This window comes from Chlorobaculum parvum NCIB 8327, assembly GCF_000020505.1.
Taxonomy (GTDB): Bacteria; Bacteroidota; Chlorobiia; order Chlorobiales; family Chlorobiaceae; genus Chlorobaculum; species Chlorobaculum parvum_A.
On the sequence record NC_011027.1, the window covers coordinates 21,045 to 38,127 of the forward strand.

Consider the following 17,083-nt stretch of genomic DNA (forward strand, 5'->3'; position numbering starts at 1 on the left):
ATCGGGGAACCTCACAAAAATGTTCGATGAATCGGGCACCGTGCACCGGCTTGAAGTGTTAGTAGCGTCAGAAGTGTTATATTTAAAGTCAAATCTTAATGCAAGAACGGCGTGCTGCCGTGCGCAGCGGGCCGGAAGAAATTTATCAGAGGGCATCTTTTCCGGCAATGAGGTCGTAGCCGCAAGGCTGGCCACTTTGCCGTAGAATGAGCGGCCCATAACCTTGAATTTTTTAATGAAGAAAAATGTGAAAAAGCAGCTCCTGATGAACAAGACCGGAGATGAGATCCAGGTCGCGCTTGTCGAGGAGGGGCGGCTTGCCGAGTTGATCATAGAGCGCCCGGAGAGCATGAGAAGCATCGGCGATATCTACCTTGGCCGGGTGCACAAGGTGGTAGAGGGGCTCAAAGCGGCCTTTGTTGATATTGGCCAGAAGTCTGACGGATTCCTCCACTTCTCCGACGTCGGAACGACCAGCGAGGATTACCGTGCGCTTGTCGAGGATGACGACGATGACGAGAACGGCGGCGAGGACGAAGAGGATGAAGGCGAAGCCGAAGCCTCATCCGAAGCATCGGCGCCGTCGCGAGAGGCTTCGAGACCCGGTAATCAGCAGAAGAGTGATGGGCGCCAGGAGTCTGCTGCCGATGCCCGCGAGCGCCGCCAATCCTACACCCAGATGATTGCCCAGAAGCTCAAGCCCAACGATTCTATTCTGGTGCAGGTCATCAAGGAGCCGATCGGTACCAAGGGCTCGCGTCTGACCTCTGACATCACCATTGCAGGCCGCTTCATGGTGCTGCTGCCTTTCGGCGGCGGCCAGATCGCCGTGTCGCGCCGCGTGGTTTCGCGCAAGGAGCGTGGTCGTCTCAAAAAGCTCGTGCGCTCGATGCTGCCCGAAGGGTTCGGCGCCATCATCCGCACGGTGGCCGAAATGCAGGACGAGACGCTCTTGAAGCAGGATCTCGAAAAGCTGCTGGTCAAGTGGAAGCAGATCGAGGAGAAGCTGCAGGACGCCAAGCCTCCGCAGCTCATCTTCAAGGAGGACACCATCATTTCGAGCGTGCTGCGCGATTCGCTCACTACTGACGTGACCGAAATCGTGGCCAACTCGAACTCGATCTACACCGAGACGCTCAACTACATCCAGTGGGCCGCGCCCGATATGGTCAAGAACGTCTCGCTTCACGAGGGCAAGTTGCCGCTTTTCGAGGGGTACGGCATCGCCAAGGATGTGGAGTCGATCTTTTCGCGCAAGGTGTGGCTCAAGTCCGGCGGCTACATCATCATCGAGCACACCGAGGCGATGGTGGTGGTCGACGTCAACAGCGGTCGCTACGCCGCCAAGCGCGAGCAGGAGGAGAACTCGCTCAAGACCAACCTCGAAGCGGCCCGTGAAATCGTCCGCCAGCTCAGGCTGCGCGACATCGGCGGCATCATCGTGGTGGACTTCATCGACATGATCGACGCGAAGAACTCCAAGAAGGTGTACGACGCTATGAAGACCGAGCTGCGCAACGACCGCGCCAAGTCGAACATCCTGCCGCTCTCGGACTTCGGCATCATGCAGATCACCCGCGAGCGCATCCGCCCGAGCCTCATGCAGCGCATGGGCGACCAGTGCCCCGCGTGCGGCGGCACCGGCGTGGTGCAGGCGCGCTTCACCACCATCAACCAGGTCGAGCGCTGGCTGCGCAAATTTGCGCTTCAGCAGAAGATGCCTTTCCAGCAGCTCGACCTGCACGTCAGCCCGACCGTGCTCGAACCGATGCGCGAAAGTGATATGAAAACCGAAATGAAGTGGTTCCTGCAACACATGGTGTTCGTCAGGATCAAGTCTGACGAAAGCCTGCGCAGCGATGATTTCCGCTTCTACAATCGCAAGACTGGGGCTGACATCACTTCCGAGTACAATTGAAACCGTAAAACGATCAACCGACCCAATGGAACAGTATCAAGAGATCAGGAATCAGATTGCCACATATTCTTCACTGAGCGTCGACCAGCTCAAAGCCGATCCGGAGTCGAGAGCCGTCTTTGCAAAGTTCAAGAAGCTGCTCAACGACGGGCGGATCCGCGCCGCCGAACCCGATGCATCATCGGCTAACGGATGGACGGTCAACCAGTGGGTCAAGCAGGGTATTCTGGTCGGTATGAAGCTCGGTGTGCTGATCGAGAGCCACGTTGATCTTGCTGGCCTCGGCAGCATTTCGTTCATCGATAAAGACACCTACCCGCTTCGCGAGTTTACCGTCGCAGATGGCGTCCGTATTGTGCCTGGCGGCTCTTCGGTGCGCGACGGCGCGTACCTGGCTCCGTCGGTGGTGATGATGCCGCCCGCCTACGTCAACGTCGGCGGCTACGTTGATGAAGGTTCGATGATCGACTCGCACGCGCTGGTGGGCAGCTGCGCGCAGATCGGCAAGAAGGTGCATCTCTCCGCCGCCGTGCAGATCGGCGGTGTGCTCGAACCGATCGGTGCGATGCCGGTGATCGTCGAGGACGAAGTGATGGTCGGCGGCAATTGCGGCATTTACGAAGGCACCATCGTCAAAAAGCGCGCCGTGATCGGCACCGGCGTCATCCTGAACGGCTCCACGCCGGTCTATGACCTGGTCAACGGCACCGTCCTGCGCAAGAGCGCCGACGGGCCGCTCGTCATTCCGGAAGGCGCGGTCGTGGTGGCCGGCTCCCGCCAGGTTAAGGGCGAGTTCGCCGCCGAACATGGCCTGTCGATCTACACGCCGCTCATCGTCAAATACCGCGACGAGCGTACCGACAGCGCCACCGCCCTCGAAAGCGCTCTCAGGTGAGGTTTTCCGTGAGCCTTTTACGCACCGCTCTCTTCAGGCGTGTCGCCCGCTGGCCGCGGTTTGTCGCCGTCGCTTCGGTTGCTGCCATGTCGGTCGTACTGACCACCGAGCCTGTACTGGCGAAGACCGAGGCCTCCTCGAACTTCTTTGAAGTCAACAAAAGCATCGAGCTGCTCGGCGATGTCTATCAAGAGGTGTCGCAGAATTATGTCGAGCCCATCGATGTCAGCGAGTTCATGTACTCGGGCATCGATGGCATGCTCGGCCAGCTCGATCCGTACACCGTTCTTCTCGACAAGGAGCAGTCCGGCGAGCTCGACGAGCTGACCAGCGGCCAGTATGCGGGCATCGGCGTTACTATCGGCACCATTGCCGGTGATCTGTACGTGACCTCGATTTTTGAAGGGCAGGCCGCCGCGAAGGCTGGATTGCAGGTGGGCGACAAGATTGTGGCCGTGAACGGTGTCCGGGTTGGTGACCGGCCGATCGAAGAAATTCGGGAATCCATCAAGGGCCGAGCCGGCACGACCGTCAGGCTCACCGTGCGCAAGGATGGATGGGGCGCCCGGAAGCAGTACCGCATTGCAAGGGGCGAAGTCCGGGTCAGCACGGTTTCCTATTCCGGGCTGTTCGGCTCGGTGGCGTACATCCGCATGACCAGCTTTGCCCGGCACTCGCGCGCTGAAATGGTTGACGCGATCCGTGCCTTGCAGCAACAGGCTGCCAGGGAGAATCGCACCATGAGCGGCCTCGTGTTCGATCTGCGCGGCAATCCGGGCGGCCTCCTGAACTCGGCGGTTGACGTTGCCGCGCTGTTCGTCGAAAAGGGCAGTCGCGTGGTCTCCACCAAAGGGCGGGCTGCCGACAGCGAACAGCGCTATGTGACCAACATCGATCCGCTGTTGCCTTCGCTGCCGCTGGTTGTACTGATCGATGGCCAGAGCGCATCGGCTGCGGAAATCGTGGCCGGGGCCATTCAGGAGCTTGACCGTGGCCTTATCGTCGGTGAAAATTCGTTCGGCAAGGGGCTGGTGCAGTCGGTCATTGAGCTGCCCTACGACCACTCGCTCAAGATCACGACGGCCAAATACTACACCCCTTCAGGGCGACTGATCCAGAAGCCGCTGGTTCATGGCGGCGCCTCTTGTCAGAACCCTCAGCGCAAGGTGCTTCTCTCTCCGGAGACGTATGATTCCACGAAAGTCTATTACACCCTCAACCATCGCAAAGTGTATGGCGGTGGCGGTATCAAGCCGGACTTTTCGGTCAGCGCTGCGGAGCCGTCGGAGTACGAAAAGGCGCAGGACAAGGAGGGACTCCTGTTCACCTATGCCACGAATTTTCACCGGAAGCATCGCGATATCTCCTTGCCGAAGATAGCTGCCACGCCGGTGCTCAAAGAGTTCAGGGAGTTTGTTGACGATAAGACGTTTGTCTATCGTTCAGCACCACAGCGGCAGCTCGACAGCCTGAAAACGATGATCGGTAAGGATGGCGGCGAAAAGGACAGTCTGCTTTCGGTCAGGCTTCAGGCATTCGACGAGGCGCTCGCCAGCTGGACAAAGCAAGGCATCCAGCGCGATTCACTTCGCATCACAACCGCCGTTCAGCGTGAAATCATTCGCCATTACGATGAGAAGGCGGCCTGGAGAAAAGGCATCGAGCTCGATCCGGTCGCTGCAAAAGCTTTTGCGCTGCTCGCTGATCCGGTGAGTTATCAGAAGCTGCTCAAGCCGTAGGCGCGAAGCCCAAGCTGCAAGCGCGATACTCAACCCCTGAGCCGCTGTTCGGCGAGCTTGCGCTGTTTGTGGATACCGATGACGATCATCAGGTTGCTGACGCTCAACAGGCTCTCGGCAAAGCCGTGCAGAAAATCATCGTGTGAAAGCGACTGATATCCGAGCACGTGCATGGCGATGTACATGCAGACGACCGTCACCGAAATGAAGACCAGCACGAACCAGAATCCCGCCACGGTAAGCCCCGAGAACACCTCGGGGTCTTTTTTTCGCACCTTCAGCAGCAGCACCAGAAAGGTCAGATAGACGATGCTCGACACCTGCAAAACGGCGTCGAACCAGGAGCTGCCCATCATGAACGAGTAGGGTGTCGAACCTCCAGCCACCAGCATCACGCCGCCGAAGAGCGAGCCCATCCAGGCTTTTGCCGGTTTGGCCGCCCGTTTTTCATCCCCCTTCAGAATCTTTATCGTCGCGTAGAGCAGCGCGATGCTGCCTACCAGGTTGATCACTTCGGACATTTCAAGGAACCGCATGATGGCGTCACCCGAAATGTGGTAGAGGAGTACGAACCAGCTCCCGATCCAGTGCGGCAGCATGAAGAGCGCAAAGCGTCGTACATCCTTCCGCCCGATGAATTGCCCGTAGCGGTAGAGCATGATGAGCGCCACGCCCCATTCGAGCGACGAGGAGAGATGAATCAGCCAGTTCAGCGGAGAGAGCAGCATTACGAACCCTTGGCCAAATGATAGACGTTTTTGGCCATGATCTTCATCTGCACGCTCCACGGCGCGGGTACCATCTTTTTGTAGAGGTACGAGTCGAAGGTGATGCCCTGAACATCCTTGTCTCGGCAGATCGCTACGAAACTTTCGCGCAGGCGGTCGCTCTTGTAGTAGACCGATTGCAGCACCTGCAAGCCGAAGAATATGGGCGAGTAGAGCTTGCGGAATTTCTTTTCGTAGCTCGAAAGCGGCGTGTTATTGCGGATGCGCTCGATCATCGCTTCCGCGCCGAGTTTGCCGGAGCGCATGGCGAAGAAGATCCCCTCGCCGTTGGCCGGGGTCACCAGCCCCGCAGCGTCGCCGACGAGAATAGCCCGCTCTTGCGTGAAGGAACGGCGCGGCTTCATCGGAATCTTGGCCGCCTCGTTGAGGTAAGGCTTTTCGGTGATGCCGATCTTCTCGACGAAGCGCTTTTGCAATTCCTTGATGTCGCGGCGGTGCTCCTCGGTTCCCGTGCCGATGGCGATGTGGTCGGTTTTCGGGAAGATCCAGCCGTAGAAATCGGGCGAGACCTCGCCGTCGAACCAGATCTCAACCAGCTCTTCGTAGGGCTTCAGCTCGTCGCAGTAGTGGAAGCGCTGCTGCATGGCGATCACCTTGAGGTCGTTCGGCGGAAAGCCCAGCTCTTCGGCGGTTTTCGAGTTCGCGCCATCCGCGCCAATGACGTACGAAGCCTCGACTGGCGGCAGCGCCTCGCCCTCCTTGTTGAAGAGGTGGATCGTGAAGCGGTCTGACGCGCGGTCGATTTTCTTCACCAAGGCCTCGACCAGCTCCGCGCCAGCCTTTTGAGCCTTCTCGCGAAGGTAGCTGTCGAACCGCTCGCGGCGCACCATGCCGACGTAGCCGTTCGGCATGTGCATGAAGATGGTTTCGCCCTTTGGCGAGCGCACGCTCATGCGGGTCAGCTTCTTCTCGACCAGCTCGTCGGGAATATCGAACTCCTCGATCAGGCCAAGCGGAATCGCGCCTCCGCACGGCTTGACGTTGGCAAGATTGCGTTCGATGAGGATGGTCGAGTGACCAGCCTTGGCCAGAATCTCCGCTGCGGCAGCGCCCGACGGGCCTCCTCCTATGATTGCGACATCGTAAAGCATTGTATCAATAGACGTTTTTCTTAAACCAGCTTCGAGGCCAGGAACTCAGCGGCTTTCGACATCTCGATCCGCTCCTGCGCCGCCGTGTCGCGGTAGCGCACGGTGATGGTGCCGTTCTCCAGCGTATCGTGATCGACCGTGAAGCAGAAGGGCGTGCCGATCTCGTCCTGGCGGCGGTAGCGCTTGCCGATCGAGGCCGCGTCGTCGTACTGCACCATGAAGCTCTCTGAAAGCGCCGCGCAGAGCTGGCGGGCTTTTTCAGCCATCTCGCCCTTCTTCATCAGCGGCAGCACGGCGGCCTTCACTGGAGCGACCTTCGGCGCGAGCTTCAGCATCACGCGTGGTTCGCCATCGACCACGTCCTCCTGATAGGCGTCCGACAGCAGCGCAAGAAAAGTACGGTCGCAGCCCGACGAGGTCTCGACGACGTAGGGGATGTAGCGCTCGTTGGTGGTCTGGTCGATGTACTCCATGCTCTTGCCGGAGTACTCCTGATGCTGGGTCAGGTCGAAATCGGTGCGCGAGTGGATGCCCTCGATCTCCTCGGTGCCAAACGGGAACTCGAACTTGATGTCGTAGGCCAGGTCGGCGTAGTGGGCCAGCTTGTCGTGCTTGTACCAGTGCAGCTTTTCCTTGGTCATGCCGAGCGTCTCGGAGTACCAGCGGAAGCGCTCCTCGCGCCACGCCTCGAACGCTTCAAGCTGCGTGCCGGGCTTGACGAAATACTGCATCTCCATCTGCTCGAACTCCACCATGCGGAAGATGAAGTTGCCCTTCACGATTTCGTTGCGGAACGCCTTGCCGATCTGCGCGATGCCGAACGGCACCTTCATGCGCGACGCTTCGCGGACGTTGTGGAAGTTCACGAAGATGCCCTGCGCTGTTTCGGGACGAAGATAGACCACGCCGCCCGAACCGGCGATCGCGCCCATGTTGCACTGGAACATCAGGTTGAACTGACGAACCTCCGTCCAGTCCGCCGAACCGGTGTCGGGGGCCTTGATGCCCGATTCGATAATGATATTGTACAGTGTGCGGTTCGGGTCTTCGGTGCCCTCAGCGGCCTCGTACGCCACCTTGACGGCAGCCGCCTCGGCCTCCTTGCCTTCGCGATGGAGCTTCTCGATATGGTTCTCGATCAGGTGATCGGCGCGGTAGCGGCGCTTGGTGGTCTTGTCGTCGATCAGCGGATCGTTGAAGCTCGCCACATGACCCGAAGCCTCCCACACGGTCGGGTTCATCATGATCGACGCATCGAGGCCCACGATGTTCTGATGGCGGCGCGTCATTGCGTTCCACCACAAATCCTTGATATTTTTCTTCATCTCGCTGCCGAGCGGGCCGTAATCGAAGCACGACGACAGGCCGCCGTAAATCTCCGACGACGGGAAAATGAAGCCTCGCCGCTTGGCCAGCGAAACCAGTTTGTTCATCACTTTATCAGGCGACAGACTCTGCGTCTGCACCCGCGACTGATCGGAATTGCTCATCGTTTGATCTGACAGTTTGAAAATTTCAGAGGCCGCCACCTGCCGGGCGGGGCACAAACCTCGAATATAACAAACAAGGAGGATTTAACGTGCCGGGGGTTTGGGGGGCGTCGGGAGGGCTGCTTTTGTAAAATGATCTATCGTAACCCTCGGTTCTTGGCTTCAAGGTGTGTGAGATATCCGATCTCAGTAAAGTCAACTTTGAATTCGGATTTACTCCGTTCACCACGGAATAGCTTGACGTGTGGATTCTGGCCGCGAAGAATCAGGGCAATGATTTCAAGTGCCTCATTGGGTATTTCGGGGCCAAAGTAAACGCCTGTTAACGCGTTGGGCTCATAGTGATAGCGTGTACCAACATCCTTGTGAACGATGCGCCATTCCTTCTCATAATACCACGATTTCGACTTGATGAGATAAAGGTCTTTGGCTGCATTGTCGAGCTCTAACTCGGAGCCCGTTAGAAAAGGAATTACAGAGGCTTCGGGCACACGATCGACGTATTTGACTTGATGAGCCTGAGAGAAAGGATTGTGTTCTGTTGAAAATTCCAGGCAAAAGCCTTTATACTTTCCACCATAGTGGCCCCACATCAGAAGATCGTCGTTGATCTCTGAAAAACACGATACTCCTCGCTCTTTGCCAAAGCGCTCAACATTTGACGATATTGCTTCAGTGCCAATACGATAAAGCATTTCTTGCAAATCATTAACTGGCATCTGCTCGAATTTCAACTTTGCCTCCTGTGGTGTTGTCTTGTCGGAGAGGTAATGCTGTCGGGCAGACTCAGCCTCTTGAGCTGACGGTTTCAACACGACTGGGTTGGTCGCGCAGTCGTATGGATTGTTGAAGCCCAGTGGTGAGCCAAAGTAGATGGCTTGTGCTTTAAGGTTCTCAAGCGATTGCGTGCTGAATGGCTCGTATTTGTAGAGCTTTGCCGGAAGCTTCATTTTTTGATGAACCTGAAATGATCGAATGGTCACGTTAGCGAGAATTGTGAGTGTTTACTTATGATAATGTATTTTATCCGTTCTAAAGCATTCAGGGATAAGAGCATCCAAGGTTCTCATGTCCCCATCGATACATTCATTGGATTTCAATCAGCATGTGTCGGAAATCAGGCAGACGCATTCTGAGCTGGCTGCTCATGCTTGTCGTGCGGTTAATGTCAGTTTGACTCTGCGTAACTGGTTGATTGGTTGTCATATTGCTGAATATGAGCTTAACGGTGCTGATCGGGCGACGTATGGCGACAGGGTGCTTAAGGAATTGCAGGCAGGAAGTGGCAGGCGGCCCGCAGTGCTCTGTTTCCCAGCGTTATTGACGATTACCGAACAACAACTGCTGCTTTAAATAGCAGTTGCTGTTGTGTATTGTTTGGCATTCTCAAATTCTTTTGTGTATCGTGAATGCGTCTTTTCGATACACAAAAGTTGTTGTGTATTTCCTGCGATACACAAGGCTTTTCACTTGACGGTTTTTGCTCCCCTCGCATTTTCCCAACCCTCAATTGCATTCTCCATCCTTATTTTTATATTACTGAATAGTTATATAATTGATTTTTGCGGCTTTGGGCTGCGTTTGTCCGTCCGCGTTCACGGATGGTAATAAAATCTGTAACCTGTTGATTTTCATAAAGATGAGCCGTTTGAACGACTTGCTGGAGAAGACTCTTTCCGAGATTCGGGAGATTATGCCGTGGAATCTGGTTGACCGGATGGCGGAGAATCCAGAGCTGATTATCCTTGATGTTCGCGAGCCAAAGGAGTTCGAGACGTTGCACATCGAGGGCTCGATCCATGTGCCGCGTGGCGTGCTGGAGTCGGCGTGCGAGTGGGATTACGACGATACCGTTCCTGCGCTGGTGACGGGCCGCGACAAGGAGATTGTGGTGGTGTGCCGCTCTGGCCGCCGGAGCGCGTTTGCCGCCAAAACCATGCAGGAGTTGGGCTTCACAAACGTGGTGTCGCTGAAGACGGGGCTTCGTGGCTGGAACGATTACGAGGAGCCACTGGTGAACAGCGCGGGCGAGACGGTGGGCGAGGAGTTCGCGGACGACTTTTTCACCTCGAAGGTTCGGCCTGATCAGCTGAAACCGAAGCCCTGAGCGCTTTTCCGGAGGTATCGAGTTGAGTGCTATCACCATTCCGAGGCTGATGATTTCGGCTTCTTGGAAGAGCGCCGGGAAGACCACGGTGGCGCTGGGGCTGCTGCGTCTGCTCGGGCGCGAGGGCCCGGTGGTGAGCTTCAAGAAGGGGCCCGATTACATCGATCCGATGTGGCATCGCGTGGCCAGCGGCGGGGAGTGCTACAACCTCGATCCGTGGATGATGGGCGCGGAGATCTGCCGCGAGTCGTTCGTCCGCGCTTCGTTGAAATATCCCGGTGGGCTGGCGCTGATCGAGGGGAACCACGGACTGCACGACGGCCTCGACATGGCTGGTTCGGACAGCAGCGCAGGGCTGGCGGCCCTGCTCGATACGCCGGTGGTGCTGGTAATCGACGGCCGCCGGGTCAATCGTGGCGTGGCGGCGCAGGTGCTCGGGCTGATGGCGATGCCACCGAAGGTGAACATCGCTGGCGTCATCTTGAACCATGTCGCCAGCGCCCGGCAAGAGGCAAAGCAGCGGGAGGCGATCGAGACCTATTGTAAGGTGCCGGTGCTTGGCGCGGTTCCGTCGAGCGCCTCGCTAGTGCTGCCCGAGCGGCATCTCGGTCTCGTGACGGTTGGCGAGTCCCCGGATGCCGAGGCTTTCATCGATGCCGCCGCCGAGCAGGTCTCGAAGCATTGCGATATCGATGCGATCAAGGTGCTCTTCGATTCCGCGCCACCGTTCGACGCGCCGGAGCCGATCACGATCCCGACGCCAGAAACGAGCGCAAAAGCGCGAATCGGCGTGTTCCGCGACGACGCCTTCTGTTTTTACTACCCCGACAATCTGGAGGCTCTTCGGGCGAGCGGCGCGGAGCTAGTCTTCATCGACACCTTCAAGACCACATCGCTACCGGAGATTGACGGCCTCTATCTTGGCGGCGGATTTCCGGAATCGTTCTTCGAGCAGTTGAGCGCGAACACCGGGCTCATGCGCGACGTGCGAGAGCGGATCGAGGCGGGGATGCCCGCATGGGCGGAGTGCGGCGGCCTTATCTATCTGTGCCGCAGCGCCACCTGGCAGGGGCAGACATGGCCGCTGTGCGGCGTGCTGCCGATCGACATTGGCTACCAGCGCAAGCCCGCCGGGTGTGGCTATCTCGAACTCGAAAGCCGCGCCGGATCGGCGTGGTTCGGTGATGGCGAACGCATCCGCGCCCATGAATTCCACTACTCCAAGCCTGCCGAAGGCTCGCCTGAGCTGGCCTGTCAGTTCGATGTGGCGAGGGGGTTCGGTCTGACCGGCCATGAGGACGGCATTCTCCACAAGAACCTTTTCGCCTCCTACGCGCACCTTCACGCAGCCGCAAACCCGCACTGGGCAAAGCGCTTTGTCGAGCTTGCTGTAAGCTTCAAGTCCTAATCCCGGCCTAAAAAAGACTAAAAAGGTCTTGTTTTTCCCGCTGATTTTTTTATCACAAGCTCTTGTTCGATTAAAAATATTTTGCTAACTATATAACTATGTGGTTGAATTGTTTTATGTTCATTCATAAATGATGCCCATTCAGCAATTCCGGTTCGTCAGGGGCGAGCCATCGTTAAGAGAAAAAGTTTCACAATTGTTTTGAAAAATTGAAATCAATTTCTTAACTATATAACCATATAACGATATTAATTGTCAGCTGCAGGGCTTTGCCAGAACGGCGAGCGCCTGCCGACAACCTCAACACCACACCAAAAAGGAGAACTATCATGGCAATTGAAGTCAACGGCATGAGCTACGAGACCGACGAGAACGGCTACCTTGTAAACCTCGAAGACTGGAACGAGGATGTAGCGGTAAAGCTCGCTGAAGGCGAGGAGATCTCGATGGAAGAGGGGCACTGGGACCTCGTGAAGTTCCTGAGGAACTACTACCAGGAGTACCAGATCGCTCCGGCCGTGAAGGTGCTTACCAAGGCTGTCGCTTCCGAGAAGGGCCTGGACAAGAAAGAGGCTTCGGAGTTCCTGTACGGTCTTTTCCCCAAAGGCCCGGCTCTGCAGGCTTGCAAAATTGCCGGACTCCCCAAACCGACCGGCTGCGTTTAAGACGACGGCTACCCACAGAAACCAGGCCGGCGCAAGCCGGCCTCCAAAGTATCGAGAACCAAAGGAGGCAACATGAGTGGTGCTAACGACAGCGCTATGAACGGCGGGTGTCATTGCGGCGGGTGCGGCAGCTCGGATGGCAACGGCAAATTTCTGCACGAAACCCCTATGCTCGACCAGCTGGAAAGCGGTCCCTGGCCAAGCTTTATTACCGGCTTCAAGGAGCTGGCTGAAAGAACGAAAAAGCCGATGCTGCGCGGTGTGCTCGACCAGCTCGAGTATTCTTACAAGACCCGCATGGGGTACTGGAAGGGCGGTCTGGTGACGGTCGATGGCTACGGCGCCGGCATCATCACCCGCTACTCGATGATCAAGGACAAGTTCCCCGAGGCAGCCGAATTCCACACCATGCGCATTCAGCCCGCGCCGGGCCTGCATTACAACACCGACATGCTCCGCGAGCTGTGCGACATCTGGGAAAAACACGGCAGCGGCATCATCGCCCTGCACGGCCAGACCGGTGACATCATGCTTCAGGGTATCGAGCAGGACAAGGTTCAGGAGTGTTTCGACGAGCTGAACCAGGCGGGATGGGACCTCGGCGGCGCTGGCGCCGGTATGCGTACCGGTGTATCCTGCATCGGCCCCGGCCGTTGCGAAAACGCCTGCTACGACAACCTCAAGTTGCACCTTACGGCACTCAAACACTTCTCCGGCCAGGTTCACCGTCCGGAATGGAACTACAAGCTCAAGTTCAAATTCTCGGGTTGCCCCAACGACTGCACCAACTCGATCATGCGCTCCGACCTTGCCGTTGTCGGTACCTGGAAGGATGCGATCCAGATCGATCAGGACGAGGTCAAGGCGTGGATCGAGGAGCGTGGCATGGATGCGCTGGTCAACAACGTCATCAGCCGCTGCCCCACCAAGGCGATCACGCTCAAGGATGGCGGCATCGACATCGCCACCCGCGACTGCGTGCGCTGCATGCACTGCATCAACGCCATGCCGAAGGCGCTCTCGCCCGGCAAGGAACGTGGCATCTCGCTGCTCATGGGCGGCAAGAACACCCTCAAGGTTGGCGTCAACATGGGTTCGCTCATCATCCCCTTCATGAAAATGGAGACCGACGAGGATCGCGAGGCCTTCATCGAGCAGATCGAGGAGATCATCGACTGGTGGGATGACGCCGGACTCGACCACGAGCGCATCGGTGAAACCATCGAACGCGTCGGCCTGAAGCAGTTCCTCGAAGGCGTCGGCATCGAGCATGACATCAACCAGGTGACGCGCCCGCGCGATAACCCCTACTTCAAGGCAAAGTATTGATAGATATCTCATTCTGCGGAATCGAGAGTCAGATAAGATCAACAGAACATTCACTGTCGCGCCAGTCCTGTCAAAAAGGCTGGTGCGTCCCAACCTACAGGAAAGAGCATGAGCAGTCAGGAAAGAACCTGGAAGACCATAGAGTCCGGTCCTCATACCTACGAGGAGGCGCTGCATCCCGTGGTCAGGAAGAATTACGGAAAGTGGAAATATCACGAGATCCCCAAGCCGGGCGTGCTCAAGCACGTGGCCGAGAGCGGTGACACCATCTGGACGGTCAGGGCCGGTACGCAGCGGCAGGATACCGTTGACATGCTTCGCAGCCTGTGCGACGTGGCCGACAAGTACTGTGACGGCTTCCTTCGCTTTACGGTGCGCAACAACGTCGAGTTCCTGACGCCGAACGCCGAAAACGTCGAGCCGATGATCGCCGAGCTCGAATCGATGGGCTTCCCGGTCGGCGGCACCGGCATGTGTGTCTCGTCGGTTTCGCACACCCAGGGCTGGCTGCACTGCGACATTCCGGCTACCGACGCTTCGGGCGTGGTGAAGTCGATGATGGACTCGCTCTACAACGAGTTCAAGGATATGCAGATGCCCAACAAGGTGCGTCTTTCGACCTCCTGCTGCGCTATCAACTGTGGTGGCCAGGCCGACATCGCCGTGGTGGTCAAGCACACCCGTCCGCCGCGCATCAACCACGATCATCTGGTCACCACCTGCGAGCTGCCGAAAGCCGTGGCGCGCTGCCCGGTTGCGGCTATCCGCCCGACGGTGGTCGATGGCAAGAAGACGCTCATGGTCGATGAGGCCAAGTGCATCTGCTGCGGCGCCTGCTTCGGCGCCTGCCCCGCCATGGAGATCAACCATCCCGAGCACTCGAAATTCGCCATCTGGGTTGGCGGCAAAAACAGCAACGCCCGCGTGAAGCCTTCGACCATGAGCCTCGTGGCGCACAACCTCCCGAACAACCCGCCGCGCTGGCCGGAAGTGACCGAGGTGGTTGGCCGCATCCTGAAGGCCTACAAGGCTGGCGGACGCCCGTGGGAGCGCGTCGGCGAGTGGATCGACCGCATCGGCTGGAAGCGCTTCTTCGAGGAGACCGGCCTGACCTTTGACGAGAACATGATCGACAGCTATCGTCACGCCCGCACGACCTTCAACCAGTCGGCACACGTCCGTTTCTAAGCTGAATTGTGCGTCACTGTTGATCTGTTGCGAAGCCCGATGACTGCGTTGGGTGGTGCTCGAAATCCTCACGCTCCCCGGCTTGAAAGCCGGGGCAATGTGAATGGAAGAGTTCTGGAAGAACTCCGGTTTCTGCGCTCCAGCCGCCTTGTCCCCGGACTTCTCACGACGATCAACAGCGGCGCAACATTAACCTATGGAGAATCTCATGAATGCAGAATCAAATCCGATTCTCGATTTTGCGACCGAGTATGTCTTCCCGGAATTCAGCGAATTGACGGGAACCGACAAGATTGTCGCCTTCGGGGATCAAAGTCATAAATGTCCGGTCTATGTCCGGCAGACCCCGCCCTGCTCGGCGGAGTGCCCGGCCGGGGAGGACATCCGCGCCATCAACCGCTACATCAGCGGCATCGATCAGTCCGACGATCCGCTGAAAGCGGCCTGGGAGACGGCGGTGAACACCAACCCCTTCCCGGCAGTGATGGGCCGCATCTGCCCGCATCCGTGCCAGGGTGGCTGCAACCGCGGCAAGCACGACGAGAGCGTGGCTATCAACGCGGTCGAGCAGGTGATCGGCAACTACGGTATCGAGAACGGGCTCAAATTGCCCGCCCCCGGCCCTGACACGGGCAAGAAAGTTGCGGTGATCGGCGGTGGCCCGGCTGGCCTTTCGGCAGCTTATCAGCTTCGCCGCAAGGGGCACGCGGTCACGATTTACGACGCCAACGAGAAGCTCGGCGGCATGGTGCTCTACGGCATCATGGGCTACCGCGTGGATCGCAAGGTGCTCGAAGCTGAAATCGGCCGCATCATCGACCTCGGCGTCGAAACGAAAATGGGCGTTCGCGTCGGTGAAGATGTTACCCTCGAACAGCTCGAACAGGAGTACGACGCGGTTTTCCTCGGCGTCGGCGCGCAGAAAGGGCGCGGCCTGCCGGTTCCCGGTTTCGAGGGAACGCCGGGCGCGACCAACGCCATCGAGTTTCTCAGGAATTACGAGGTTATGGGCGACGATGTGCCCGTAGGTAAAAATGTCGTCATCATCGGAGACGGCAACGTGGCTATGGACGTGGCGCGCCTCGCTCTTCGCCTCGGATCCAAGGCAACCGTCATTTCGGGCGTTCCGCGCGAGGAGATGGCCTGCTTCGACAATGAATTTGACGACGCGGCCAACGAAGGCACGACCATGTACTTCCAGACCGGCACGGCGGAGATTCTCGGCGGCGCTTCGGGCGTCACCGGCCTGCGCTGCACCAAAATGGTCAAAAAAGAGAAGGGCGAAGAGGGCTGGAACTCTCCGATTCCTTTCCTGCGCTACAAACCGAGCGGCGAGACTTTCGAGATCGAAGCCGACATGGTGGTTGCGGCTATCGGCCAGGCGACCGACTTTGCAGGCCTCGGCGACGCAGGCACCAAAGGCCCCTGGATGAAGGTTGATCGCAACTTCCGCATTCCGGGCCACGACAAGCTCTTCAGCGGCGGCGACGCTCTGAAGGTCGATCTTATCACTACGGCGGTCGGCCACGGTCGCAAGGCCGCAGCATCGATCGACGCTTTCCTGAAAGGCGAGCCGATGCCCGAAACGCCCTACAGCGAAATCACCAAGGCGCACAAGCAGGATCTGCTCTACTTTCTGCACACCCCGCAGGCAAAGCGCACCACCATCGAGCCGGAAGAGGTTGTGGGCAATCACGACGAGCTGCTCGAAGCGCTGACGCACGAAGAGGCCAAGTCCGAGTCGGAGCGCTGCATGAGCTGCGGCTTCTGTTTCGACTGCAAGCAGTGCGTCTCGTTCTGTCCGCAGGAGGCCATCACGCGCTTCCGCGACAATCCGGCAGGTGAAAAAGTCTATACCAACTATGCGAAGTGCGTCGGCTGTCATCTCTGCTCCCTGGTCTGCCCCTGCGGGTACATCCAGATGGGCATGGGCGACGGGCTCTGAGCCTCCAGCCGAAGCTTTTCGTCAACCGAAACGGTCGCAACGAATATGATGGAAGATGTGATCAAAATGGTCGAACAGGCCATCGAAACCTCGTCGCACTGGCCGGATACCGGCTGGCCGGCGACCTTTGGCGTGCGCAATGTCGAGGTCAACAATCTCAAGGCGGCTGAGGCCCTGCCGCGCAACGCCGTCTATCGCGAGGAGGCGATCAACTACTGGCGTCAGGCGCGCCTGACCGGTCACGATACTGCCGAAGCTGGAAAGAAGGCGCTCGAAGCGCTGAAAAATGGCGACCTTGCGGGAGCGGATAATGCCCTGTATCTTTGCCAGTATCTCGAAATTCCGTTCGAGAAGGATGCCCATACATGGCATCCGGTGTACGAGGCCTTCCGGGCCAAATGCGCCTGAACCCGTCCCGAAAGCTTTCGGGACGGGGCAACATGGATGTAAGAGGTTTGAATGTCAGGAGGGTTAAAACCCTCCTGAATGTAAAATCAATTTTTGTGCCTCTTTCGCCCTG

15 protein-coding genes are annotated in these 17,083 nt (G+C 57.9%); 11 read left to right on the forward strand and 4 right to left on the reverse strand.

The window, feature by feature from the left end; all coding sequences use genetic code 11:
• The first annotated feature begins 235 nt into the window (after nucleotides 1-235).
• From CPAR_RS00090 to CPAR_RS00100, 3 genes are read left to right on the forward strand one after another with little or no spacing between them, the layout of a single operon-like run.
• On the forward strand, nucleotides 236-1,918 hold the full coding sequence (locus tag CPAR_RS00090; protein ID WP_012501281.1) for an Rne/Rng family ribonuclease: 1,683 nt from the start codon (nucleotides 236-238) through the stop codon (nucleotides 1,916-1,918).
• Nucleotides 1,919-1,943: 25 nt separating this feature from the next.
• Nucleotides 1,944-2,813, forward strand: a complete 870-nt coding sequence (locus CPAR_RS00095; protein WP_012501282.1) for a 2,3,4,5-tetrahydropyridine-2,6-dicarboxylate N-succinyltransferase — start codon at nucleotides 1,944-1,946, stop codon at nucleotides 2,811-2,813.
• An 8-nt stretch (nucleotides 2,814-2,821) separates the two neighbouring features.
• The gene (locus CPAR_RS00100) at nucleotides 2,822-4,552 is read left to right on the forward strand and encodes a S41 family peptidase (RefSeq protein ID WP_232203910.1); all 1,731 of its coding nucleotides are present in this window, start codon (nucleotides 2,822-2,824) and stop codon (nucleotides 4,550-4,552) included.
• 29 nt (nucleotides 4,553-4,581) lie between these two features.
• Here CPAR_RS00100 and CPAR_RS00105 read toward each other — a convergent pair whose 3' ends face one another.
• The 4 genes from CPAR_RS00105 to CPAR_RS00120 form a co-directional block, all read right to left on the reverse strand.
• Nucleotides 4,582-5,280 (reverse strand): DUF3593 domain-containing protein, encoded by a 699-nt coding sequence (locus CPAR_RS00105; RefSeq protein ID WP_012501284.1) that lies wholly within the window; start codon nucleotides 5,278-5,280, stop codon nucleotides 4,582-4,584.
• On the reverse strand, nucleotides 5,280-6,431 hold the full coding sequence (locus tag CPAR_RS00110; protein WP_012501285.1) for a geranylgeranyl diphosphate reductase: 1,152 nt from the start codon (nucleotides 6,429-6,431) through the stop codon (nucleotides 5,280-5,282). Before CPAR_RS00110 ends, CPAR_RS00105 begins: the two co-directional genes overlap by 1 nt.
• A 20-nt stretch (nucleotides 6,432-6,451) precedes the next feature.
• Entirely contained in the window at nucleotides 6,452-7,921 is a 1,470-nt protein-coding gene (locus tag CPAR_RS00115) for a glycine--tRNA ligase (protein WP_012501286.1), read from the reverse strand.
• A 137-nt stretch (nucleotides 7,922-8,058) separates the two neighbouring features.
• Complete coding sequence (locus tag CPAR_RS00120; protein WP_156773329.1) at nucleotides 8,059-8,904, reverse strand: DUF2971 domain-containing protein; 846 nt, start codon at nucleotides 8,902-8,904, stop codon at nucleotides 8,059-8,061.
• 85 nt (nucleotides 8,905-8,989) lie between these two features.
• On the opposite strand from CPAR_RS00120, the gene CPAR_RS11110 reads away from it, so the two are divergent.
• The 8 genes from CPAR_RS11110 (at nucleotide 8,990) to CPAR_RS00155 (ending at nucleotide 16,971) form a co-directional block, all read left to right on the forward strand.
• The gene (locus tag CPAR_RS11110; protein WP_083762325.1) at nucleotides 8,990-9,274 is read left to right on the forward strand and encodes a DUF1016 N-terminal domain-containing protein; all 285 of its coding nucleotides are present in this window, start codon (nucleotides 8,990-8,992) and stop codon (nucleotides 9,272-9,274) included.
• A 286-nt stretch (nucleotides 9,275-9,560) separates the two neighbouring features.
• Nucleotides 9,561-10,028, forward strand: a complete 468-nt coding sequence (locus tag CPAR_RS00125; protein WP_012501288.1) for a rhodanese-like domain-containing protein — start codon at nucleotides 9,561-9,563, stop codon at nucleotides 10,026-10,028.
• A gap of 49 nt (nucleotides 10,029-10,077) precedes the next feature.
• Complete coding sequence (locus CPAR_RS00130; RefSeq protein WP_012501289.1) at nucleotides 10,078-11,436, forward strand: cobyrinate a,c-diamide synthase; 1,359 nt, start codon at nucleotides 10,078-10,080, stop codon at nucleotides 11,434-11,436.
• 329 nt (nucleotides 11,437-11,765) lie between these two features.
• A complete protein-coding gene (locus tag CPAR_RS00135) occupies nucleotides 11,766-12,101 on the forward strand; it encodes a TusE/DsrC/DsvC family sulfur relay protein (RefSeq protein WP_012501290.1) in 336 nt (111 codons plus the stop codon).
• A 72-nt stretch (nucleotides 12,102-12,173) separates the two neighbouring features.
• A complete protein-coding gene (dsrA, locus tag CPAR_RS00140) occupies nucleotides 12,174-13,430 on the forward strand; it encodes a dissimilatory-type sulfite reductase subunit alpha (protein ID WP_012501291.1) in 1,257 nt (418 codons plus the stop codon).
• Between the two features lie 108 nt (nucleotides 13,431-13,538).
• Nucleotides 13,539-14,618: a dissimilatory-type sulfite reductase subunit beta gene (dsrB, locus tag CPAR_RS00145; protein ID WP_012501292.1), complete on the forward strand. Its 1,080-nt coding sequence runs from the start codon at nucleotides 13,539-13,541 to the stop codon at nucleotides 14,616-14,618.
• 208 nt (nucleotides 14,619-14,826) lie between these two features.
• Nucleotides 14,827-16,563: an NAD(P)-binding protein gene (locus CPAR_RS00150; protein WP_012501293.1), complete on the forward strand. Its 1,737-nt coding sequence runs from the start codon at nucleotides 14,827-14,829 to the stop codon at nucleotides 16,561-16,563.
• 45 nt (nucleotides 16,564-16,608) lie between these two features.
• Entirely contained in the window at nucleotides 16,609-16,971 is a 363-nt protein-coding gene (locus CPAR_RS00155; protein ID WP_012501294.1) for a hypothetical protein, read from the forward strand.
• Nucleotides 16,972-17,083 lie beyond the last annotated feature (112 nt).